This window comes from Pseudomonas sp. AC193, assembly GCF_979258075.1.
The window spans coordinates 2,351,171-2,374,644 of the sequence record NZ_OZ409832.1 but is presented as its reverse complement, the minus strand read 5'-3'; the positions used below and the strand labels follow the sequence as shown (position 1 = coordinate 2,374,644).

The following is a 23,474-nucleotide window of genomic DNA, read 5'->3' as shown; positions in this document are numbered from 1 at the left end:
TCTATAGGAAATTTCCGATTTAAGATTTTTGGTTGATGGCGTGGGGCTCTGTAAAGTGCAAGCCTCTGCATTGATGTGAACTATTAGAGTGATTCTTCGTAGATAATCTTTAGGTTTCGGATACCAAGACTGCCACCACCCCGCGTAGCTCCCCTGCGTTTTTCGGAAAAGTCGTACAAAGAAAGTTGTGCCTTGAGCTTATGGTGGGAGCACTCCGTAGATACAAGCTATGGGTTCTCTCTCATACGCGTATAAACGGGGTGGTGGCTTTTTTGCCTATGCAGTGATACGGGTCATACTATGGAGGCGATATGTTTAATAAACTCGGTGCTGAATTTATAGGCACTTTCTGGCTTGTCTTTGGCGGATGCGGCAGCGCCATTTTCGCTGCTTATGGGATTGGATTGCTCGGTGTATCTTTAGCATTTGGTTTGACAGTGCTCACAATGGCCTACGCGATCGGCCCCATTTCAGGTTGTCATTTGAACCCTGCTGTTAGTCTTGGGCTTTGGGTTGGCGGTCGTTTGGATGGCCGGGATCTTTTGCCATACATCTTGGCGCAAGTGGCTGGGGGGATCTTGGCGGGCGGTGCTCTTTTTGTTATAGCAAGCGGCTCAAGTGAATTCGATGTCATGACAAGTTTCGCGGCTAATGGCTATGGTGAGCATTCGCCTAATGGTTACAGCCTTTTGTCTGTTTTAACCGCTGAGTTCCTGCTGACGGCCATGTTCCTGTTTATCATCATGGGAGCAACCGACATCCGCACTCCCGGTGGATTTGCTCCACTGGCTATTGGTTTGGCACTGACACTCATCCATCTGATCAGCATCCCGATCAGCAACACATCGGTTAACCCGGCACGCAGTCTGGGTGTAGCGCTATACACCGCTCCTTGGGCGATACATCAGATATGGGCATTCTGGGTCGCACCATTGGCGGGTGGTGTGCTCGGCGCTTTGGCTTATCGTGTAATACGACCTGCGAAGCCAGCCATCTTGTTCTCGTCTGATCCAGAAACCAACCAAAACTAGCATTTGCTTTTATCCGACGCTTGCTAACCGCACACTAGAAGAAGTCATGCGTGCGGTTAGCTAGAAATAACCAACTGTTAGCGGGTTCGCATCAGTCACTACGCGTAAGGCGGACTGCATGTAGTGTTTGAGGGTGGTTAAAGCTGTTGCAGTGAATTGGATCGAAAGTTTTAATCATAAGGATGTGGCGCGCAAGGAGTCTTATTATGCTTGTATGTAGCAATGAACAAAAAAACCGTTGCTTGAATAACGCGCAACAAAAAATCGCCATTATTGGATGTGTAAGCCGCTCTTTCCTGGTGTGCGCTGAGGAGTTTGCTCGTGGGTATGTGCAGGCTTTGGTCGAAGCAGGGGTGTTGAATTACGAACAGCGCGATGAGTTGTATGCTCTTACAACCGAGGCGGTTGAGCGGCGCAAGCAGAAACCATAGATTGGCGCAGACGCATTTGACTCGTCATTAATTGCGCTTTGTGTTGCCAGACCTATCGAGAGTAGGCCTGGCCAGAGGGAAACAGTGAGGGGTGGTTCATTGAAGTGAGTTTCTAAAAAGCTTCGAGCTGGCCTAAAACCGCAACGTAAATGATGGCGTAACGCTTCTGCCCGGACGCGTTTGACGGGGCCGAGGGAGAGCGCCTTGTGAATCTTCATCCGCTGTTCGTGTGTACTGAGCGTTGTCACATTTTTCTGGCCTGCCATTGTGAAGAGACGGAGTGATACCCGCGCCACCATCTGATACATGGCTTATCAAAAAAAACTGCCCGTCGATGCATACCTTCGTAACGATTATGTTTGGCTCGACTAGATAAGTCGCTGCTGCATCGATTGTTTTTACTGAGCTTTCATCAATGGCTGACTGCGCAGTGCTTGCAAGAAAAATGAGCAACATTGGATAAATAAACTTCATTGTAATCGGTAAAAGTCTCTCGGTCGGAGGTTGAAGATTTACGTGAACCTTTTGGGCAGCATGGAAGAAAAAAGCCTCCAGTAACGGAGGCAAATCTACTGTGCAGGTTGAGTCCTAACCACAAGGCTCGTGAGCAAAGTAAAACAGTGAGTTTCGACTGTATGTAGGAATTTTCCGGTTTGCCTGAGGCTGGAAGGCTACAAACCAATGCCTCAACCACAGAGAAAATACCTTCATGCTCTAACGGCGTTATACGCTGGATAGCATTGATCCACATCAAGCGACGATTGTTCAGCAAGCGGAAACTAGTATTTACGAGTACTGGGTCGTCAAGCGTCAAAAAAGGAGTCTGTCTATGTCGAGTTACACTGACGAACAAAAGACGAAATGCCTCGAGAATGCCCGGCAACGAATTGCGGTCATCAGTGGCGTTGGCCGCTCACACCTTGCATGCGCTGAAGAGTTTGCCCTTGGTTATGTCCAGGCGCTAACGGATGTCGGTGCATTGAGCTTTGATCAGCGCGACGAGTTATATGCGCTTGCGGCTGAAGCGGTAGAGCAGCGCAAGCGCAGACTTTAGGCAAATACGGGGCAAAAAAAACCTCCAGGCCAGCCAGCGTGGAGGTCAAAGTTTTTGGTGTGAACACCGCATCCGTGCGGCGCGTGCAATTTATTAAAAAATATCCTCCCGGTCTGTCGGATATTTCCTATATTGCATTTCAGGTGATTTCGCGGCGCTAGGTGGCTAAGGCTCATATGTCAAATTCCGAACGCTCCAACAACGTTTTAGAAGATGCTCGGAACAGAATTTCCCTGATTGAATCTGCGTCGACCGGAGAGCAAGCAGACGAATTAGCAGCAAAGGCTCGCGGTTACATCACAGCGTTGCGAGCGCAAAATCTAATAGAATTACACAGTCTGGCGATGCTGCTTGCGGAGGCCGATCAGGCGTTACGCGACTGGCGCACTTCATAAATGAAGTGACGTCTGGTGAGTTTTCCGCTACTTACGAATGGCTATGTAAGACTTACCCAAATCGCTGGCCCAACCATCAAGCACCACTTTGACGTCATCAGCCGTCAGCACTTGCTTGTCATTCTCCAACGGCACGCCCGTGCCCTTGCGTACCACTTCAGCCACGACTTCACCGGTAGAACCATCCTCGAACGACACTTCGGTAGACACCTCACTGTCCTGATCGCGAATGCCCGTGGCCGTGCTCACCCCAGCCGCAACCAGTGTGACCGGCAGCCATTCATAAAAGCGCAACCCTTGGGTGCTGGTGGCGATCTGGGTGATCGCCGGGCGAACCGTCAAGGTGTCGGGGCCGGGTCTGTCGACCAGCTTCATGACCTTGCTCAGTTCGGCTCGAAGCGCCGCGTCGTAATAGTCGGTGACGCCCGCCAGCGTACTCATGGGAATCCGCTGAGTCGGCGCGGCGCTGGGGTAAAACTGGCTCGGCGCTAGGTAGGCTTTGGTGTAATGCGCTCGGGCCAAGGCCGGGCTGACCCACGACAGGGTTTTCTGGCCAGAGGGCGACTGATGCTCTTTCAGCACGCTGTAGTCATGCAGAAAACCGGTGTACATCTCGGGTTCGAGGTTTTTGTTGCTGCAGGCCGCCAGGCTCAGGCTGGCGGCAATCAACAGCGGCAGTGAGCGTTTACTGATCATCAACGTGATTCCTTGTTTTACGTAAGTCCGCATGGATCAGGCATGAATCTGTTTTTGCGGGGTGTTGTCCGAGCATTCGACGTGCAATTGGCCGTGGCTCATGACCCAACTGATGAGATCAGCGGTGGAGATGCTGTGCACGTATTCCACCCAATGGGCATTGGTCGGGCTGAAGTGTTCGAAGTAGCGGCGCAGGACAATCCGGCTCTGATCGTCGGAAACCCCCAGGCATGACTCCTGAAAAACAATCGGCGTGTCAGGCCCGAGCGCGCCGGTGCGCTGGCTCAGGATCAATGGGTGATTAGCGTTGTGCTGCTTGGTGCTGTGGCTGCTGTTGAAGTCCGTCATGGCAAACCCCTTTGGTGGAATACGTGCAGATTGCCCGACGGTTTTTGCCGGACGATGTCCGCTTGATGTCGCTGCGGACGAAATGTTGCTCGATTGAAATAAATGACCCGCAGCGGCAAATGGCTTTAGATTGGCGGCTTTCGATCCATGGATTTTGCAACCGTGAGCAAATTGCTGTTCGTCGACGATGACGTGGAAATCCTCTCCTTGTTGAAGAAGTTCTTCACCCAGCACGGCTATGACGTCGACGTGGCGGAGAACGGTGAAGCCATGTGGGCGGCGATTGCGCTGGGGCGCCCGGACACGCTCATTCTCGACGTGATGATGCCCGGCGAAGGCGGCCTGAGCCTGTGCCAGAAAGTGCGGGCGCAGATGGGCATTCCGATCATCATGCTCACGGCCATGGCCGAGTTGAGCGATCGCATCGTCGGCCTCGAACTCGGCGCCGATGACTACCTGACCAAACCGTTCGCCCCGCAGGAATTGCTCGCCCGTGTCCGCGCATTGCAACGCCGCGCCGGTGAACAGGCCTGTCCGGTTGAGCCGTCGCGACCGGTGATTGCCTTTGCCGGTTGGCATCTGGACATCACTTGCCGCGAATTGCGCTCACCCGAAAACGTGATGATTCCGCTGTCCGGCGGCGAGTTCGATCTGTTGGTGGTGTTCCTCGATCATCCACAACGCATCCTCACTCGCGAACAGTTGATCGACCTCACTCACGGCCAGGGTCACGATGCCTTTGATCGCAGTATTGATGTGCAGGTCAGCCGTTTGCGCCGCAAGATCGAGCCCGACTGCAAGCGTCCGGATTTGATCCGAACGGTGCGCAATGGCGGCTATATGTTCACTGCCAAGGTCAGCCGCACGTGATCGGGCGGCTACTGCGCGGCGACACGCTGCGGCGACGCATTGCCCTGACCATCGTCGCGGCGATGCTCGCATCGGTGGCGTTGAATGCTTTGTTTATTCAAGTCGCCGGCATCTGGGCGCGTCCGCCCATCGAACGCACCGGCCTGCTCGAGCAGATCGCGGTCACTTCGCGGCTGATCGAGGTCGCGCCCGCTGACTTGCGCCCGCAACTGGCGCAAGCCGCCAGCAGCGACATGCTGCAAGTGGTGTGGAAGGCGCAGCGCGCCGATTTTGGTTTGCCCAACGACGGCGCCCGCGTGGAAGCGAGTCGGGTGCCGGTGCTGGAGCAGTTGTTGGGTGGAGATCGAAACATCGAAGCGTTCAACCCCGGTGACTGGACGCGGGACAATCCTCAAGCGCATTACGCGGCGTTGGTGCAACTGGTCGATGGCAGTTGGTTGTCCTTCACCCCGCCTGAAAGGAGCTGGGGCCTGGAAATCGGCACGCGGATCGCGATCATCATTGCTTTGGGATTGATCGCCACGTTCCTCGTCGCCTGGGTCGCTACCCGCCAATTGGCTAACCCACTGCAACGCTTCGCCAGTGCCGCCCGACGTTTCGGCACCGACCTGCGCGCACCGCCGATCAAGGTCGAAGGGCCGCACGAGATTCGTCAGGCCATCGTCGCCTTCAACACCATGCAGGCGCAGATTCAGCATTTCATTGCCGAGCGTACGCACATGCTCGCTTCGATTTCCCACGACTTGCGCGCGCCACTGACACGCATGCGTCTGCGCAGCGAATTCATGGAAGACCTCGACCATCAGCGCAAACTGATCCGCGATGTCGAAGAGATGCAATCGATGATCAACGCGGCGCTGGAGTTCTTCCGCGAGGACACCCATCGCGAGGCGACAACGGCGTTCGATCTGTCCGAGTTGCTGCAAACCATCGTCGACGATTACCGCGACCAGCATATCGAGGTCGACTTCAACGGCCCGGCGCATCTGGTTTACAACGGCCGGCCGCTGGGTATCAAACGGGTAATCGTCAATCTGCTGGAAAACGCCGTGAAGTACGCGCGCAACCCGCGCATCACTTTGAGCCGTGATGATTACGCGATTCGCATCGAGGTCAGCGATGAAGGGCCGGGCATTCCGGAAGAGGCGCTGGAAAAGGTCTTCGACCCGTTCTTCCGTCTGGAGACTTCGCGCAACCGCAGCACCGGTGGCGTCGGCCTCGGACTGTCGGCGGCGCGAGCGATCATACGCGAGCAGGGCGGTGATCTGACGTTGCGCAATCAGCGCCGCAAAGGTTTGGTGGCGCGCGTCGAGCTGGCCGTCGCGCCGACGCTATTGGGCTAACCACTCCAGCGCGATGCCGACGCGGGAGGATTGCCGGCGATCTAACGGCTCAGGTGCGTCGGTCTGGTTGCGATAGCCATTCGGGCTGGTTGCCAGATGCTTCTGGAAGGTGCGGCGCATGCGTTCCTCGCGACCAAAACCGACGGTTTCGGCGATTCGCTTGATCGGTTCATGGCTGGTTTTCAGCAATCGGCAGGCCGCCTCAAGACGCAATTGTTCGACCGCTTGCGCCGGTGTCTGCCCGGTCGCGGCGACATAGGCGCGGGCGAAGTGCCGAGGACTCATGCCGAATTGCTCGGCCAGTCGTTCCACGCGTAAATCTTCGTTGAGGTGCCCGGCAATCCACGCGTGCAGCCGCGCCACGCGCACGTCCGGATCGGTGCGCAAGGCACTCGATTGCGCATTGAGTGACGCGCTTAGCTGCGGTTGTTCCGCGCCGCGCCAGAGGAACACCGTGAAATAACGCGCCAGTGACAGCGCCGCTTGCGCGCCCAAATCCTGTTCAACCAGACCCAATGCCAAATCGATGCCCGCCGTCGCGCCGCCACACGTCCACAGATTGTCGTCGTGCAGGTACAGCGCGTCGGTCTGGCAGCGCACCGCCGGATACCGCGCCTGCAATTCAGCGGCGAATTTCCAGTGCGTCACCACTTGGCGCCCGTCGAGCAATCCAGCGGCGGCGAGGGCAAAGGTGCCGGTGCCAATCGAGCAGAGCCGGCGGATGTTTGCAGAGCGAACCCGTAACCAGTCGCAAGCACGTTCGTCAGCCTCAAGTGCCGCCATGCCCGGGCCGCCGGCGACAATCAACGTGTCGATCTGCGGCGCCATTTGATCGATTTGCTCAAGCGAGCACGTGCTTACGCTGATCCCCGAAATCGACATCACCTGACCACCCTGCGCCGAAGCGATCAACAGTCGGTAGGGCGGGCTATCGATGAATGCTCCGCCGAGCACGCGCGGGATCGCCGCAAACACTTCCAGTGGCCCGGCGGCGTTGAGCAACAGCAAATCATCGAACGCCAACACCACCACGGTACGCACGGGCTGCGCGGCGATGTCCGGGATGGCAGGAAAGGAGGGGTGTTTGGCATGGAGCGGCACGGCGGGCCTCGACATACTGAATTCAACGCAAAAATGAGAGCACGACAATGCCGGTAAAACCTTCTGCTGCCAAGCCATCGCTCACCCTGAAAGCGCTGTTGTGCTGCGCTGCGTTATTGATCGCACATCCGCTTTGGGCGGCGAACGACGGGCTGAAAGTCGGTGACCAGAGCGGTCTGACTCAGGCGCTGCTGCACGCCGCCGGCGAGGACGAGGGCATCACGTATTCGCTGTCGTGGCATCCATTCCTGGCCGGCACGACGATGCTTGAAGCTTTGAGTGCCGGGGCAATCGACGTCGGTGTGGTCGGCAATGCGCCGCCGGTATTCGCTCAGGCCGGCGGCTACGATGTGCGCATCGTTGGTGTGGCCAGTGGCGCGCAAAACAACAACGCGTTGCTGGTGCCGGAAGGCTCAACCGTCAGGCAAGTCGCCGACCTTAAAGGTCAACGCGTGGCCGTGGCCAAAGGCAGTAGCGGCCATTACCTGCTACTCGCGGCCCTGCAGCGTGCCGGGCTGACGCCGCGTGATGTGAACATTGCTTACGTTAGCCCGGTGGATGCGCAAAACGCTTTCGCCAGCGGCAAACTCGATGGCTGGGCGGTGTGGTATCCGTTTGTGGGGCAGGCCACTTCGCGCGGGGCTCGCGTGTTGGTCGACGGCAGCGGCTGGCCGGAAACCGGTCTGAACTTCACCGTCGCCGGCCTGCAAACGTTGAACGACCCGCAGCGGGCAGCGCAACTCGGCGACCTGCTGGGCAGATTTGCCCGTGCTCAAGCCTGGGCCACCGCGCATCCGTAAGCGTGGGCCGAGGTGTTCGCGCAAACCACACGCCTGCCGGTCGCGCTGGTGCAAGAGATGCTCGCGCATCAGGATTTGCGTTATGTGCCGATTGAAAAAACCGTCATCGATTCGCAGCAGCATCTGGCCGACATGTTCGCCGCTGAGCGCTTGATTCCGCGACCGCTGCAGGTCGAGCAAATCTTCGACGACCGCTTTAACCGCTTGCTGCCCAACCCTCAATAACCCTTTGAACTGACCGTGCCGCGTTGCTCGCGGCCGGGATTCACTCGCCTGGAGAAAAACCATGCCTCAACTGCATCCCACCACACTCAAACGTCGTAAAACCGGCCTCATCGCCGTGGATCACGCCCGTAGCGCCGGCGGCTATACGCTGTTCGCACCGCAGACGGCGGACGGCAATGTGTTCCTCATCGACCTCGACGGCGAAGTCGTGCACCGCTGGAAACTCCCGCAACGCCCCGGTCGCGACGCGGTGATCTTGCGCAACGGCAACCTCGGCTACAACGGCAATCACCCGGATTCGCCGGATCTGTTTCCGGGCTGGTCGGTGTGGCACGGCGGCGCGTTCAGCGAAGTCACCCCGGATGGCGAAGTGGTCTGGCAGCACACCGATCTGCTTCATCACCACGATGCGCAATGGCTGGATAACGGCCATCTGCTCTACACCACCGCCGAGCCGTTGCCGCCGGAACTGGCGAAGCGCGTGGTCGGCGGCATTCCCGGTAGCGAGGCGCCGGGCGGGGTGATTTATGCCGACGTGGTCAAGGAAGTCGATCGCCAAGGCAACACGGTGTGGGAATGGCGCAGCTGGGAACACCTGCAACCCGAAGACTATCCGCTGCACGAAGCCTTCGAGCGGCATCACTGGCCAATGTCCAACGCGGTGACGCCGGGCCGTGACGGCAAGGTGATTCTCAGCCTGCGCAGTGTGTCTTCGGTGATCGCTGTGCAACGTGGCAGCGGCGAGGTGTTGTGGCGTCTGGGCCACGATCTGGTCGCCCAGCAACATTGCCCGAGTGAATTGGAAAACGGCAACGTGCTGGTGTTCGACAACGGCATCTTCCGCCCGCACGTGAGCATGCCGCACTCGCGCATCCTCGAAATCAATCCGTCGACTCAGCGCATCGAATGGCAATACGCCGACACCCCGGGCTATGCGTTTTTCACCCCGTTCATGGGCGGCGCGCAGCGGTTGCATAACGGCAACACGCTGGTCACCGAGGCCAATTTCGGCCGGTTGTTTGAAGTGACGCCAGCCGGCGATGTGGTCTGGGAATACGTCAATCCACACTTCGCCACGTACCCCGATGCCGCCTCGCGCCGCTACCTGCCGGGCGAAAACAACGCGATCTTCCGCGCTCACCGTTATCAACGCGAAGACCTGCCATGGCTGCGTGACTGATCAGCCATAAACCTCAACCGCAACGATCACGCTCACGCAGGCCACGCGCAGCGAAGTATCGATTCCTCTCAAAGAGCTGCGTGATGCAGCTCCAGGAACCACCGATGAATCTTCTTTATTCGCGCAATTTTTCTGCGACCGCTCTGGGCTTGTGTTCGTTAATGCCGCTGCTGCCGGCGATCGCCAATGATTTACCCGGCACCAGCGATGTCTTGCAAACGGTAACGGTCGAGTCCCGTCGCCGTAGCGAAGATGCACAGCAAGTGCCCACGGCAATGAGCGTGCTCGGCGCGCAAACCCTTGAGGAACAGCGCTTGTATCGCCTGCAGGATTTGCAGCAGGCGATGCCGAGCGTCAACGTCGCGTTTATGCACGCTCGGCAGTCGAGCCTGTCGATTCGTGGCTTGGGCAATAACCCGGCGAGCGATGGTCTGGAAGGCAGCGCCGGGATCTATCTGGACAACGTCTACCTTGGTCGTCCCGGCATGGCCGTATTCGACCTGCTCGATGTCGAGCAGATCGAACTGCTGCGCGGCCCGCAAGGCACCTTGTTCGGCAAGAACACCACGGCGGGCGTGCTCAACATCACCACGCGTCGCCCCTCAGCGACACCGCAAGGCACCCTCGCGACGTCGGTCGGCGAGGACGGTTACTCGCAGACTCAAGCGAGTTTTTCCGGGCCGTTGAATGACACGCTCACCGGGCGCATCGCCGCTTACAAGACTCATGAAAACGGCTACGTGAAAAACGAGTACGACGGCCATGAACTCGGCGGCGGCATGCGCCAAGGTGTTCGTGGGCAACTGGAGTTTCAGCCCAACGATGATTTCAATCTGCGTTGGCTCGCCGATTATCACGAGGAGGATTCCAGCGCCGGCACGCGTTCGCTGTTCAGCACCGGGCCGGTGATCAACGGCGTCAACCGTTACCAACAGCGTGCGGCGGCGGTCGGCGCGACGCTGGTGGACGGCCGTCGGGTCAATCTGGATGCCGATCAGAACGTCACAGTGTTTCAGGGCGGCACCTCGCTGGAGGCCAACTGGAATCTGGCCGGGGATTACACACTGACCTCGATCAGCGCCTATCGCTGGTGGGATTTCACCCCGCGCAATGATGATGAGCTGAACGTCGACGTGATGCACAACGTCGGGCAATCCGCGCGCGACAAACAATATTCGCAAGAGATTCGTCTGGCCTCACCGGTGGGTGAACATTTCGACTACGTGCTCGGCGCCTATTACTTCCGCCAGGAAATGAGCAACACCGTGTTCACCGATTACGGCCCGTTGGCGGACACGTGGAACGGTACCCCGCAGGGCGCGCTGAACAACGTCACCAGCGTCGGCCATGGCGATGTCGACACCGACAGTTACGCCACGTTTGCCCAAGGCACCTGGCACTTGACGCCAACCCTGGATTTCAGCCTGGGCGTGCGCGGCACCTATGAACGCAAACTCGCAGAGGTCACCCGCAACGCGCCGCTCGGTGGCGATGCTGCCAGCGCCGCTGCATTGCGCGTCAGAGATGCGAGGGTCGGTGCTTACGATTCCGGCGATTTGAGCCTCTACAGTTTCAGCCCCTCGGCGCTGGCCAGCCTGGCGTGGCATGTCAGCGATCAAGTGCTGGCGTACGGCTCGTTGTCGCACGGCGAGAATCCGGCGGCGTCAATCTCGGCGTGGCCAGCGCCCCCGTCGCAGGTGCCGACTCGTTGTTGATCGGCAGCGAACGCGCCAACGACGCCGAACTGGGCATCAAAACCACGCTGCTCGACCAGCGCTTGCTGCTCAATGCCAACCTGTTCTGGACGGTGGTGCATGGCTACCAGACCAACGCTTACGACGATGTCTCGCTCACCAGTTATCTGACCAACGCCGGCACGGTGCGCAGTCGAGGACTGGAACTCGACAGCAGCTGGCGGCCGATGCCGGGCCTGACGATCAACGCCAACGGCTCGTTCAACGATGTGCGTTACCTGTCTTACGACGATGCACCGTGTCCCGCCGAAGTGGCTTTGCGCCCCGGCGCCCCGGCATCCTGCGACCTCAGTGGCCACGCGGTGGTGGGCGCGTCGAAATGGATTTTCAACACCAGCGCCAGTTATCAATGGAATCTGCAGGACGGCCTGCAACCTTACGTTAACGGTAACTACGCCTGGCGCTCGCATGCCGTCGGCACCGTTGATGATTCCAGTGAAGCGCAGTTGCCGGGGTATGGACTGGTCAACTTGTCCACCGGTGTGCGCGGTGATTGGGGCAAGGGTCAGTGGGACGTGTCGTTGTGGCTGAAAAACGCCTTCGACAAGACTTACTACACCACGCTGTGGAACTCGCCGAATGGCGCGTATACGGGAGTGTTGGGCACGCCGAGGACGTTGGGGATGACGGCGCGTTACGATTTTTGAACCGGCCAGCGTCACGTCGCCGACTACACTGCGAGAAATCACCGCAGGGACGCGCATCCGATGGCAACGCTTATGAAGCAAACGCTCAATTCAAACACACCGATTTTGACGGTTGTTGATGCTCGACGTCTTCTGGTCAGAACGGTCAATTATTGCCGAAAGCAGATCGACGATGCGGCAGAAGTGCGAGTGGATCGTCAGCTGCATGACGCTGGCGGCCGTGCGGTGAAACAGTGGGATCCGCGATTGTGGGCGTTGGCTGAGTCTGATGCTGAGACGCCGGCAAACCAGTCGACGGTTTGCTCTTTATCCGGTCAGGACTTGGCCAGCAACAACGTCGACGGCGGCTGGCGGGTCAATCTGGTAAACGATTCCGGGCAGACGATCTGTCGTTGGGACGGCCGCAAAAATCAATCGCGCTTTGAGTACGACTTACTCTTGCGGCCGGTCGCGGTGTTTGAACAGGTCCACGGCGAAAGCGAGCGTTGTGTCGAGCGTTTGCGTTATGCAGGCACTGAAGCATCCGCGAGCAATTTGTGCGGACAGTTGATGCGTCACGACGATCCTGCGGGTTCAATGCACATTCATGAGGCCAGCCTGCAAGGTGCAGTTTTGCGGCAATCACAGCATTTTTTGGCGCTGGCATCTGCTCCGGATTGGCCGAAGTCTGTGGCGCAATGCGATGCGTTACTGGAGCCAGGAGGCGGCGCAGTCACCCTTCAACATTACAACGCACTGAATGATCTTCTTAGCCTGACCGATGCGCGGGGACATTGCCGCCGTTCTGCCTATGACGTGGCGGGTCAATTGCACCGAAGCAGTTTGCAACTGGCGGGTCAGGCAGAGGCGGTGTTGCTGTCAACGATCAGTTACAACACCTCTGGCCAGATCGAGCGGGAAGTCGCTGGCGATGCGGCCATCACCACGGCACGTTATTCGCCAATCGATGGTCGTCTGGAACAATTGCTCGCACTGAAGCCCGACGGCACTCGCCTTCAAGATCTGACGTACACCTCTGACCCGGTGGGCAATATCCTGAGCATTGAGGACGGTGTACAAGCGGTGCGTTTTTTCAATAACCAACGGATCGCTTCCGTCAGTGCCTACCGCTATGACAGTCTGTCCCGACTCATCGAAGCCACCGGGCGAGAGGCTGCGGCATCCAGCCCCGATCAGTTCACCAATTACACCCAACGCTACAACTACGATGCCGGCGGCAACCTGGTTCGGCTGCAGCATGTCGGCGCGCACTCCCATACCCGCGAGATGCAGATTGCGGCGTTCAGCAATCGCGGTGTCGTAAAAGATCAGGGTGATCCAGACACAGCCTTCGATGCCAACGGCAATTTGCAGCAATTACAACCGGGTCAGGCATTGGCTTGGGATCTGCGTAATCAACTGCGGCAAGTCACACCGGTCGAGCGAACCGAGGCAGCCAACGACACCGAACGGTATGCGTATGACAGTGCAGGTCAGCGCGTTCGTAAAACTCGCTTTACCCAGGCTCGTAACAGAACTCACCAGGCCGAAGTGCGCTATTTGCCGGGCCTGGAACTGCGCACTAATACCGCGACTGGCGAAGTCCTGCATGTCATCAGCATCTCTGCCGGGCGCAGCGGGGTGAGGGTATTGCACTGGGAGAGTGAGCCGCCCGCCGAGATGACCAATGATCGATTGAGCTACAGCTTGAGCGACCATTTGGGCAGCAGCAGTCTGGAGCTGGACGGGGCAGGGCGATTGATCAGTCAGGAAGGTTATTACCCTGACGGCGCAACCGCTTGGTGGGCGAGTCGCAGCGACGTCGAGACGTCGTACAAGACCGTTCGTTATTCGGGCAAGGAACGTGATGCGACAGGGCTGTATTACTTCGGATTCCGGTATTACGCGCCGTGGTTGAATCGCTGGATCAATCCGGATCCGGCGGGTGTTGTTGATGGTTTGAATCTGTTTCGAATGGTCAGGAACAATCCGCTGCGGTACCGGGATGGGGATGGGAGGCTGCCGGAGGAGTATTCAGAATATGCGCCGAGTGCGATGGCGGGGTATCACTTTAATCCAAAAACATTCAGGCGTCGTGACGTAACTAAGCAGACAGCAGCAGTGCGTGAGAAAGCAGTCAAGGACGGCTTTTCCCATTACATTGAAGACGACCCGCACAGAATCGTCTCTGACGAGGCCATTCGCGCCAAACCTTATGGTCATTTTGAAAATGAGTATTTGCCGGGACGTTGGAAGATGCTTGAAAATTTTCGCGGTGCCGGCAACGGGCCCTATGCGACCGATGTGACTTGGTATCAATACAAGAAAGTTTCAAAACTGAATAATTTTTACGGGGTGACGCCGAACGTCATCCTGCGTTGGAACGTGAACAATGAGGACGCTCTACGCGCTACCGAAAACCCAGAAGGCATACGCGAGCGTTTTTTGGCCAGTAGAGGAAATGGTCGTTCAACACAGAGAATACTTGACGCATTCGGCCTGCAAGCAACCAAGGTTGTGAGGATAGACGTCGAAATTCCCAATACATTTTATAAGAAAGTCATTATTGCTGTGCATGTAGAGCCAAAACCTGAATATCGGGAGAAAGAATTGCGACGAGCAAGCCGCAACCCGATATCACGAGCCGCACACGCGGTATGGCGAACCGCTAAACGTACTGTATTGCCCGCTCACACCAATACTGGGCACAGGTAGTCGCGGGCAATGCTGGCAGTGAACGCAGATCACCTCCGACACCCAGCGGTTTGACGTCTGCAGGTTGCTCATATGAAATTAATTCTGTAGATTTTCATGAAATTATAAAAAGATAATTTCATGAGGTCGCGAATGTTTCAGCAATCCACGCAGCACGTCGACAGCTATTACGCCCACAGTTGCGCCGATATTTTGCGTGAGCGACCTGCGCTGGAAGGTGAGCAGCACACCGACGTCGTCATCATCGGCTCCGGTTTCAGCGGTCTGCACACCGCGTTGCGTCTGGCCTTGGCCGGTAAACGCGTGACGTTGCTGGAAGCCAGTCGGGTGGCGTGGGCGGCATCGGGGCGTAATGGCGGGCAGGCGATTCTTGGCTGGTCGTGCGACATGCCGCCGCTGGAAGCCGCGATCGGCCATGAACGCGCCAAACGTCTGTGGGACGGTATGCGTTGGGCGGCGCAGGAGTTGCGTGAATTGCCGGGGCGTCATGGTTTTGATTGCGACTACCGGCCCGGCCATTTGTGGACGTCGGTGATGCCGCGCCGGGTTGGCTTGCTGACCGAATGGCAACACGAGGCCAGCCACAAATGGGGCCACGATGCTTTGCAGTTCATTCCGCGTGAACAGTTGCCCGAGTGGGTGGCCAGCGAGCGCTATCAAGCCGGGCTCTATGACCCGGAAGGCGCACACCTCAATCCTTTGAAACTGGCCCTCGGCCTTGCCGCCGCGATAGAACGTGCCGGTGGCCACATCTACGAACAAAGCAAAGCTCTGAGTTATCAGGAGGAGGGCGCAGGTTTTCGGGTCAACACTGCGCGCGGATCAGTTCGCGCTGATGTGTTGATCCTTGCCTGCAACGCTTATCTCGATGAACTCGATCCGCAACTGGCCGCCTGCATTTTGCCGGTCGGCACTTATCAGGTCGCCACCGCGCCGCTGACGCCGGAGCAAGCCACGGCATTGCTGCCGAGCAACGTCTGCGTGACCGACAACCAATTCGTCCTCGATTACTTCCGCCGCACACCGGACAACCGTTTGCTGTTCGGCGGCGGCTGCACCTATCTGGGCGGCATGCCCAAGGATATTGCGGCGGCCACTCGGCCGTTTCTGCAGCGAGTGTTCCCGCAACTCAAAGGCGTCGAGGTGGAATTTGCCTGGGGCGGCCATATCGATCTGACGTTGAAACGCACGCCGGATGTCGGTGGCGAGGGCAACCGTTATTGGCTTCAGGGTTACTCGGGGCATGGCGTGTTGCCGACACTGGCCGCCGCCCGCGCGGTGTCCGATGCGATCCTCGGTCAGAGCGATGAATTGGCGTTGTACCAAGGCCTGAGCAATGGCCGCTTCCCCGGCGGTAAACATTTCGCCGCGCCGCTGGAAGCCATCGGCAAGGCCTGGTATCGACTGCGTGACAGCGTCTGATGCGTCACTTTCCGGAAGTTGAATCATGAACAAGCAAGAAGAAATCGCCGCACTGGCGATCCTCATCCACGACCTGCGCAAGCACAAGAAGTGGACGCTGAAAGAGCTGGCCGACAAGATCGGCCGCTCGGTGGGTTTTCTCTCGCAGGTCGAGCGCGGCCTGTCGCGGCCAACCGTGGCAGACCTCACCGCGATCAGCGAAACCTTTGGCGTGCCGACCACGTATTTCTACAGTTTGCCCAAGCCCAAAGAGCTGCCGTGGGTCACGCGCCCGGACGAGCGCCGCACGCTGTATTACGCCAACGGCATCACCGACATTTTGGTGTCACCGCAGATGCGCGCCTCGTTCTCCATGCTTGAAAGTCATCTGGAAGCGGGCGCCAGCAGCGGCGATCGGCATATGACGGACAGTTCGGAGCAGGGCGGTTACGTGCTCGAGGGCGAGTTGACGCTGTGGCTGGGCGACGACGAAGAGCCGGCAACCCTCAAGGCTGGCGACAGTTTCCAGTTCGACAGCCACACCGTTTGCCGCTACGGCAATCTCACCGATCAGCTCACACGCGTGCTGTGGGTCTACACCTGATAACAACAAATAAAGGATGAACACGATGGACGCTGTCTGCGCCGACCTGTTGGCTGAAGTGCGCGCGTTTCGCCAACAACACCCCGAAGTGCGTTATGTCGACCTGATTTCTCTGGATATTCCGGGGCACTTTTACGGCAAGCGCTACCCGATCGACATGCTCGAAAAAGTCGCAGCGGGCAGCGCGCTCAAGTTGCCGCAAAACTGCGTGCTGCTGGGCGTGCAGGGCGGGTTGTTCAAGATTGGTGATTACTGCTTTAACGATGGCGATCCGGATGCCGTACGGCGTTTGGTGCCGGGCACTTTGAAGCCGGTGACCTGGGAAGCGCAGCCGCTGGGGCAGATGCTGATTACCTCGGACGGCACTGAAAAACCCATCGAATTCGAACCCCGTGAAGTGCTGGCGCAGGTGCTCGATCGACTGGCGCGCAAAGGCATTCACCCGGTGGTGGCGTTCGAGCTGGAGTTTTATCTGTTCGATAAAAAGCTGCGCGACGGCCTCCCGCAATTCCCTCGTGATGACCTGACCGATGATTCCGATGACCAGCCGAACATGCACATCGAGCGCTTGTCGCGGTTTGCGCCGGTGCTCGATGAAATGGTTGAAGCGACGCGCGCTCAAGGCATCGACGCCACGGTGATCACCGCAGAACTCGGCCCCGGTCAGTTCGAAATCAACTTCGGGCATCTTGATGATGGTTTGCGTGCAGCGGATTGGGCGGCGCTGTTCTGCCGCAGCACCCGTGGCGTGGCGCTCAAGCACGGTTATCGCGCCAGTTTCATGGCCAAACCGTATTTGCAGCACCCGGGCAGTGGCATGCATGTGCACGTCAGTCTTTACGATGCTGACGGCAATAATCTGCTGGCGGCGAATCAACAACAGCCGTTGCGTCATGCGGTGGCGGGGTGTCTGGAATTGTTGCCGCACAGCATGCCGATCTTCGCCCCGAACCAGAACGCGATGCGTCGCTTGGGCGGTACGGTGAACACGGCGACCAAGGCAAGCTGGGGTTTTGAGGACCGTGATGCGTGTTTGCGCATTCCTGAATCGGACGCGAAAAACCTGCGCATTGAATATCGACTGGCCGGCGCGGATGCCAATCCGTATCTGGTGTTGGCAGCGATTCTGGTGGGACTGGAGCACGGCTTGGCAGCGGGCAAGGAACCCATTGCGCCGCTGAATGAAGACCGTGACAGCGGTATCGGTTTCCCCACGGAAATGTTTGAAGCGGTAAAAACCATGCAGCAGCAGCCGCAATTGCGTGAAGGGCTGGGCGCCGAGTTTGTGGATGTGTATTGCGAGAACAAACGTCAGGATCATTTGGCGTTTATGCAGGAGATCAGCGCGCGGGAGTATCGCTGGTATTTGTGAAGATTTTTAAGAATCCAGAAACATTCTGAAACATTCGCTAGATGGCAGGGGTCAACAGAGCACATCCCCTGCCAGAAGTCCCCATGAAAACACCTCGTCCCTCCGCACGCCTGGAAACCCTTTCGCAACTGCGAAATTTCAAGATGGCGAGGTCAGCGCATGCTTATGTTCGCGGTAGCACGGTGCAATTTTATGAATGGCTGCACAGCCAACCCGGCCGGCGCCTTCCCCACGGGCCTGCCGTATGGATCTGTGGCGATTGCCACGCTGGCAATCTCGGGCCCACCGGGGATCTGAAAGGGCAGATCGACATCCATATCCGCGACCTCGATCAGACCGTTATCGGCAATCCCGCGCACGATCTGGTCAGACTGGCCCTGTCATTGGCCACGGCGGCACGCGGTTCCGATCTGCCCGGTGTCGCGACCGCGCGCATGCTCGAAGAAATGATGCGCGGCTACGAGCAAGCCTTTGTCGACGACGTCGATAAAGAACCGCCACGCCCGGCGCAGGTCAAGGCGGGCATGCGCAGTGCGGTGCGGCGCACGTGGAAGCATCTGGCGCAGGAGCGTATCGAGAACACCAAACCGACGATTCCCTTGGGCAAACACTTCTGGTCGCTTTCGCGGGCAGAGCGTGCAGCGCTTAAGACTTTATGCGCGAGCGATGACATCCATACGTTGGTGACTTCGTTGAAGGGCCGGTCGAAGGATGACCGGGTCAAACTGCTCGACTCGGCGTATTGGGTCAAAGGCTGCAGCTCGCTCGGATTGAAGCGTTACGCGGTGTTGTTGGGTGTGGGTGAGGGCGATGATCAGGACTTCTGCCTGCTCGATGTCAAAGAAGCGGTAACGGCTGCAGCACCGCGTGCGGCCAGATCTTCGATGCCGCGCGATAACGGTAAACGTGTGGTTGAGGGCGCGCGGTTTCTATCGCCGGGGTTGGGCAACCGCATGATCGCGACGCGCGTGCTTGATCATGGCTTTTTTGTCCGCGAATTGTTGCCGCAAGACATGAAGCTGGAACTCGATCAGTTGAGCCAGCGCGACGCGATGTTGGCGGCGGGGTATTTGGCACGGGTAGTAGGGATTGCCCATGCCCGGCAGATGGATCTGGCGACGCGGTCAGCGTGGATCAGCGAGTTGCAGAACTGCCGATCGAAGACGCTGGATGCGCCGTCGTGGCTTTGGTCGAGTGTTGTGCAGTTGGTCGGCAGTCATGAGAAAGGCTATCTCGAACACTGTCGGCGCTACGCCCTGCAACACTAAACCCCTTACACACTGCAACGCTGAACCTCTTACACGCTGCAACACTGAACCTCTTACACACTGCTACGCTGAACCTCTTACACATTACAACGCTGAACCCTGGTAGGAGCTGCCGCAGGCTGCGATCTTTTGATCTTAAAAAACAACGTCAAAAGATCGCAGCCTGCGGCAGCTCCTACAAGGCGTGGTGTTAGAGCGAGGCTTTTACTTGCAGGCCCACGACCAGTGCGTTGTCGATGTCTTGCCCGGAAAACGCGCCTGGTTCGATGATGTATTGCACATTCGGGCGCAGCGTCAGCCATGGCGTGGCTTGATAGCCGTAACCCAGTTCGATCAATTGCTCGGCGCTGTCCAGATTCGGGAACGCGGTGCCATTGGCCAGTGCGGCGTCTTGCTGCACATCACGGCTGCGCGGGTTAGGCACTGCGCGACCATAACCCAGCGCGACGGTGTCATGCGGGCGGCTGTCGAACGGTTTGTACAACACCACGCCAGTGCCATACCACTTGCTGAACGGCGAAGCCGCGTCGCTGGCCGCTGAATACTGACCGAATGCGTGCAGGCTGCGGCCGGTGGAAGTCTGCGAAGCCCACACCGCTTGATCAACCAGCAAATAATGACCGCCGCGACCGGACACTTCATCGTCGCTGCCGATGCGTTTAACGTCGGAGCTGTCGTAGTAGTAACCCACCTTGTATTCGCCAGGCAATTCGCCGCCGTGCTTGTACACCAGCTCGATCGGCACCACGGTACCGGTGGTGTGTTTCGGCCCAAGGTGCCAGGCGCGACTGGAGTTGCCGTTGCTTTGCGGGTCGACGTTGAACGCCGCCACGCGCAATTGCCAGGAGGACGACAGGTCGTATTTCACCCGCACGCCCAAATGCGCGTTGGGGTAGTTGGTCCAGCCGCTGCCACCGGACATGTTCAGCGGATGACCGCAGAAACCGGCGTTCATGAAGTTGCAGAGAATGCCGCTGTCGAGGCCGCCGAGGTCGTTGCCCATCGCCATGTAGCCGAGTTTAACGTTGAGCGCCGGGGTAAACAGGCTGCGCTCGTAACTCAGTTCGGTCAGGCGGGTGTACAGACCTCCGTAGTTTTCCTGAATCGGCAAACGGTTGCCGACAAGGTCTTCTGAAGCGCTGTTGCCGCGCCTGTCGTTGATGGTCAATTGCACTTTGCCGGCGTTATCGACGCCATACAATTTGCTCAGATCGAACTGCACGCCGAGCTTGATGTTCTGCGAGTAACGCGCCGAACGGTGCAAGCCGCCGTCAGCGTTGTAAGCGGTTTCGCCGCTGTAGTCCCCGGTGAATTTAACGCCTTGTTCATCCATCTGATGACGCAATCCGCCCCAGTCGCCAGTGAGCGTGCTGCGGGTCAACAGATCGGATTCGCCGGCGGCCAGCGCGGGCAGGGCAGTGGTGCAGGAAAGGCCGATCAACAGGCCTTTGAACAGGTCGGAACGAGAAAAACGAACAGCCGATTGCATGTGAATCTTCCTGCTGGAATCTTGGGCAATGGAGCAAAGCAGCGCGGCACCCTAAGGTGCCGCGCTTGACTGGATGAGGTGACGACGGCTTACGGCAACGCGTAGGCCATGACGAGGTCGCCACGATCGGTCGACTGACGAGCGCCGCCCGCGGTGATGACGATGTACTGCTTGCCGGTTTTCGGCGAGACGTAAGTCATCGGGCCGCCCTGGCTGCCCACCGGCAGACGCGCTTTCCAGACTTCTTCACCGTTGCCGCTGTTGAACGCGCGCAGGTAGAAGTCTTGCGTGCCGGCGATGAAGATCAGGCCACCCTGGGTCGACAGCGTGCCGCCGAGGGTTGGCAGACCGATCTTGATCGGCAAGTGCATGCGGATACCCAACGGACCGGTGTCTTCAACCGTACCGACTGGAACCTGCCAGGCGATTTTCTGCGTCTTCATGTCGATTGCGGTCAGGGTGCCGAACGGCGGTGCCTGGCATGGAATGCCGGCCACCGACAGGAAGCGGTTTTTGTTCACGGCGTAAGGCGTGCCCTTCAGCGGAACGGCGCCCATGCCGGTGTTCAGTGCTTCGCCGCCGGATGTGGCCTGGCCTTTGTTCTGCGACGGGATCATCTGAATCCACAGACCCAGGCGCATGTCGTTGACGAAGATGAAACCGTGTACCGGGTCAGTCGAGATGCTGCCCCAGTTCATGCCGCCCAGCGAACCCGGGAAGCTCAACGATTTATCCATGCCCGGCGCGGTGTACAAACCGTCGTAACGCATGCCTTTGAAGTCGATGCGGCAGAGCAACTGATCGTACGGGGTGGCGCCCCACATGTCGGATTCGGTCAGGTGCTGCGCACCGATCTGCGGCATGCCCACCGATTTCGGCTGGGTAGGGGAGTACGGTTCGTTCGGGATGTTCGCTGCTTTGACCGGCACTTCTTTCACGTCGGTCAGCGGTTTGCCGGTGGCACGGTCAAGCACGTAGATCTGCCCGGCCTTGGTGCCGATGACCAGCGCCGGAACGGTTTTGCCGTCCTTGGTGAAGTCGATCAGGCTCGGCTGCATTGGCAGGTCGAAGTCCCAGAGATCGTTGTGCACGGTCTGGAACACCCAGCGCTCTTCGCCGCTGGTGGCGTCCAGCGCGAGAATCGAAGCACCGTAGGTGTGATCGAGTTTGCTGCGCTCGACACCATAGATGTCGGTGGACGAACTGCCCATCGGCAGGAAGACCGTGTTGGTCGCCGGGTCATACGACATCGGCGCCCAGCTGTTCGGCGTGCTGCGCACGTAGGTGCTGCCGTCTGCCGGCGCGTTGCGATCCTGCGGGTTGCCCGGGTCGAACGCCCAGCGCATGGCGCCGGTCATCACGTCGAAACCACGGATCACGCCGCCCGGCATGTCGGTTTGCACGTTATCAGCCACGCGACCGCCGACCACGACAGTGGTGCCGGCCATCAACGGTGCGGAGGACAACTGATAGTAGCTGTCCGGGACGTTACCCAGACCGGCCTTCAGATCGACCTGACCGTTGTTGCCGAAACCCTGACAGAACTCGCCAGTGTCGGCATCGACCGCGATCAGGCGAGCATCAATGGTGTTGGTCAGCAGACGACGCTGGCAATTGGCGGCCCGCACCGGTTTGGCTTCGATGATGCTCGAATTGCTCGGCTGGGCAATGGCGGCAGTCGCATCGAAATAGGCCATGCCACGGCAGCGCTGCCAGACTTTCGACTGGGCGTTGATCGAGTTCTTCCACAGCTCTTTGCCGGTGTCGGCATCGAGGGCGATCAGGTTGTTGTGCGGGGTGCAGATGAACACTTTGTTGCCGATTTGCAGCGGGGTGAGCTGGTCTTCGGCGCCGTTGCCATCGCTCTCGGCGATGTCGCCGGTGTGATAGGTCCAGGCGACTTTGAGCTTGTCGACGTTGTTGCGATTGATCTGATCCAGCGCAGCGAAGCGGCTGCCACCTTCGGTATTACCGTAGTGCGCCCAATCTTTCTGCGCCTTGTCCGGCTCAACCGGAGTGAGGCCCGGGCCAGTGCCGGTGGCGGCAACGGTCGGATGCGCGACGAACATGTTGCCGGCAGCAACGGCCAGGCCAACCGCCAATACAGCGGCAACGCCATAAGCGCCGCGACCCGCAACGCCACCGTTGGCGCGCTTGAGCATCGGGTAGACCAAGGCCACCACCAAGCCGATCGCGCTGAACATGAACAGGCGCGAGAACACCGGCCAGAACACCAGACCGGCATCACTGACAGCCCAGATCGCCGTCCCGACCAGGAACGCCGCGAACAACCAGGCACCGCTCAGTTTGAAGCGCGCGATCAACAGACCGGAAACGGCCATGACCAAGCCACCCACCAGGAAGTACCACGAACCTCCCAGGCTGACCAACTTCACGCCGCCCGCAGCCAGCGCCAAGCCGAGCAGGGCGATGACGACGCCCAGCCCGACCAGAATGAATTTTGATATGCCCGAGAGGCGTTGACTCTGCTTCACGTTGAGTGTCCCGTTGAAATGAGGCGCGCATTATATAGTTAGGTAACTACCTAGTTAAATCACAAATTTCACCGTGAAGCGTAGTTCGCGGTTTTGGCTCATGCCTGTGGTGAAGCTTAGACGCTGAAATGTCTGTCGAAATGTGCAAAAAAAACGCTGTTATGTCAGCTCGATTGTTATTTGTGACAGGCACTTAATGTCGCGCCGCAAGGCGTAAATCATTTGCGCCAGGTTGTAAATGCGACGAATAACCACCCGGTAGCCCGATCCAGAGCC

General features: G+C 58.5%; 18 protein-coding genes and 1 pseudogene. 14 read left to right on the top strand and 5 right to left on the bottom strand.

From position 1 onward, the window contains the following. Positions 1-311 precede the first annotated feature (311 nt). The 3 genes from aqpZ (at position 312) to ACZZ0D_RS10835 (ending at position 2,516) form a co-directional block, all read left to right on the top strand. Positions 312-1,031, top strand: a complete 720-nt coding sequence (gene aqpZ / locus ACZZ0D_RS10845) for an aquaporin Z (RefSeq protein WP_463553202.1) — start codon at positions 312-314, stop codon at positions 1,029-1,031. 206 nt (positions 1,032-1,237) lie between these two features. Next, positions 1,238-1,462 (top strand): hypothetical protein, encoded by a 225-nt coding sequence (locus tag ACZZ0D_RS10840; RefSeq protein ID WP_463553201.1) that lies wholly within the window; start codon positions 1,238-1,240, stop codon positions 1,460-1,462. Positions 1,463-2,291: 829 nt separating this feature from the next. Further along, positions 2,292-2,516 carry a hypothetical protein gene (locus tag ACZZ0D_RS10835; RefSeq protein ID WP_463553200.1) on the top strand — a complete coding sequence of 75 codons (225 nt, stop codon included), beginning with the start codon at positions 2,292-2,294 and terminating at the stop codon, positions 2,514-2,516. Between the two features lie 422 nt (positions 2,517-2,938). Here ACZZ0D_RS10835 and ACZZ0D_RS10830 read toward each other — a convergent pair whose 3' ends face one another. Further along, complete coding sequence (locus ACZZ0D_RS10830) at positions 2,939-3,607, bottom strand: DUF3313 domain-containing protein (RefSeq protein ID WP_463553199.1); 669 nt, start codon at positions 3,605-3,607, stop codon at positions 2,939-2,941. 36 nt (positions 3,608-3,643) lie between these two features. Further along, complete coding sequence (locus ACZZ0D_RS10825) at positions 3,644-3,955, bottom strand: PIN domain-containing protein (protein ID WP_053120107.1); 312 nt, start codon at positions 3,953-3,955, stop codon at positions 3,644-3,646. A gap of 147 nt (positions 3,956-4,102) precedes the next feature. Here ACZZ0D_RS10825 and ACZZ0D_RS10820 point away from each other — a divergent pair, with 147 nt between their 5' ends. Together ACZZ0D_RS10820 and ACZZ0D_RS10815 are read left to right on the top strand one after the other, a co-directional pair. Continuing rightward, entirely contained in the window at positions 4,103-4,825 is a 723-nt protein-coding gene (locus ACZZ0D_RS10820) for a response regulator (RefSeq protein WP_463553198.1), read from the top strand. Continuing rightward, entirely contained in the window at positions 4,822-6,168 is a 1,347-nt protein-coding gene (locus tag ACZZ0D_RS10815) for an ATP-binding protein (protein ID WP_463553197.1), read from the top strand. Before ACZZ0D_RS10820 ends, ACZZ0D_RS10815 begins: the two co-directional genes overlap by 4 nt. Here ACZZ0D_RS10815 and ACZZ0D_RS10810 read toward each other — a convergent pair. Further along, positions 6,157-7,269, bottom strand: a complete 1,113-nt coding sequence (locus ACZZ0D_RS10810; RefSeq protein WP_463553196.1) for a GlxA family transcriptional regulator — start codon at positions 7,267-7,269, stop codon at positions 6,157-6,159. The two genes, ACZZ0D_RS10815 and ACZZ0D_RS10810, sit on opposite strands and share 12 nt — an antisense overlap. Positions 7,270-7,316: 47 nt before the next feature. Here ACZZ0D_RS10810 and ACZZ0D_RS10805 point away from each other — a divergent pair, with 47 nt between their 5' ends. The 9 genes and pseudogenes from ACZZ0D_RS10805 (at position 7,317) to ACZZ0D_RS10765 (ending at position 19,214) form a co-directional block, all read left to right on the top strand. After that, positions 7,317-8,069, top strand: a complete 753-nt coding sequence (locus ACZZ0D_RS10805; RefSeq protein WP_463553195.1) for an ABC transporter substrate-binding protein — start codon at positions 7,317-7,319, stop codon at positions 8,067-8,069. 12 nt (positions 8,070-8,081) lie between these two features. Further along, the gene (locus ACZZ0D_RS10800) at positions 8,082-8,294 is read left to right on the top strand and encodes a hypothetical protein (protein WP_463553194.1); all 213 of its coding nucleotides are present in this window, start codon (positions 8,082-8,084) and stop codon (positions 8,292-8,294) included. A gap of 61 nt (positions 8,295-8,355) precedes the next feature. Further along, positions 8,356-9,474 (top strand): aryl-sulfate sulfotransferase, encoded by a 1,119-nt coding sequence (locus ACZZ0D_RS10795; RefSeq protein ID WP_463553193.1) that lies wholly within the window; start codon positions 8,356-8,358, stop codon positions 9,472-9,474. A 104-nt stretch (positions 9,475-9,578) separates the two neighbouring features. Next, positions 9,579-11,875 (top strand): annotated as a pseudogene (locus ACZZ0D_RS10790) (TonB-dependent receptor). Between the two features lie 72 nt (positions 11,876-11,947). Next, positions 11,948-14,569 carry an RHS repeat-associated core domain-containing protein gene (locus tag ACZZ0D_RS10785; RefSeq protein ID WP_463553192.1) on the top strand — a complete coding sequence of 874 codons (2,622 nt, stop codon included), beginning with the start codon at positions 11,948-11,950 and terminating at the stop codon, positions 14,567-14,569. 132 nt (positions 14,570-14,701) lie between these two features. Then, positions 14,702-15,991, top strand: a complete 1,290-nt coding sequence (locus ACZZ0D_RS10780; protein WP_463553191.1) for an NAD(P)/FAD-dependent oxidoreductase — start codon at positions 14,702-14,704, stop codon at positions 15,989-15,991. A 25-nt stretch (positions 15,992-16,016) separates the two neighbouring features. Beyond that, on the top strand, positions 16,017-16,574 hold the full coding sequence (locus tag ACZZ0D_RS10775) for a helix-turn-helix domain-containing protein (protein WP_053120121.1): 558 nt from the start codon (positions 16,017-16,019) through the stop codon (positions 16,572-16,574). A 25-nt stretch (positions 16,575-16,599) separates the two neighbouring features. Beyond that, positions 16,600-17,946: a glutamine synthetase family protein gene (locus ACZZ0D_RS10770; RefSeq protein WP_463553190.1), complete on the top strand. Its 1,347-nt coding sequence runs from the start codon at positions 16,600-16,602 to the stop codon at positions 17,944-17,946. Positions 17,947-18,029: 83 nt separating this feature from the next. Continuing rightward, positions 18,030-19,214: a DUF2252 family protein gene (locus ACZZ0D_RS10765; protein ID WP_463553189.1), complete on the top strand. Its 1,185-nt coding sequence runs from the start codon at positions 18,030-18,032 to the stop codon at positions 19,212-19,214. Positions 19,215-19,404: 190 nt separating this feature from the next. Here the strand turns inward: ACZZ0D_RS10765 and ACZZ0D_RS10760 are convergent, their stop codons facing one another. Then, the gene (locus tag ACZZ0D_RS10760) at positions 19,405-20,703 is read right to left on the bottom strand and encodes a carbohydrate porin (RefSeq protein WP_401237848.1); all 1,299 of its coding nucleotides are present in this window, start codon (positions 20,701-20,703) and stop codon (positions 19,405-19,407) included. Positions 20,704-20,792: 89 nt separating this feature from the next. Next, positions 20,793-23,198 (bottom strand): glucose/quinate/shikimate family membrane-bound PQQ-dependent dehydrogenase, encoded by a 2,406-nt coding sequence (locus ACZZ0D_RS10755; RefSeq protein ID WP_463553188.1) that lies wholly within the window; start codon positions 23,196-23,198, stop codon positions 20,793-20,795. Between the last annotated feature and the right edge of the window lie 276 nt (positions 23,199-23,474).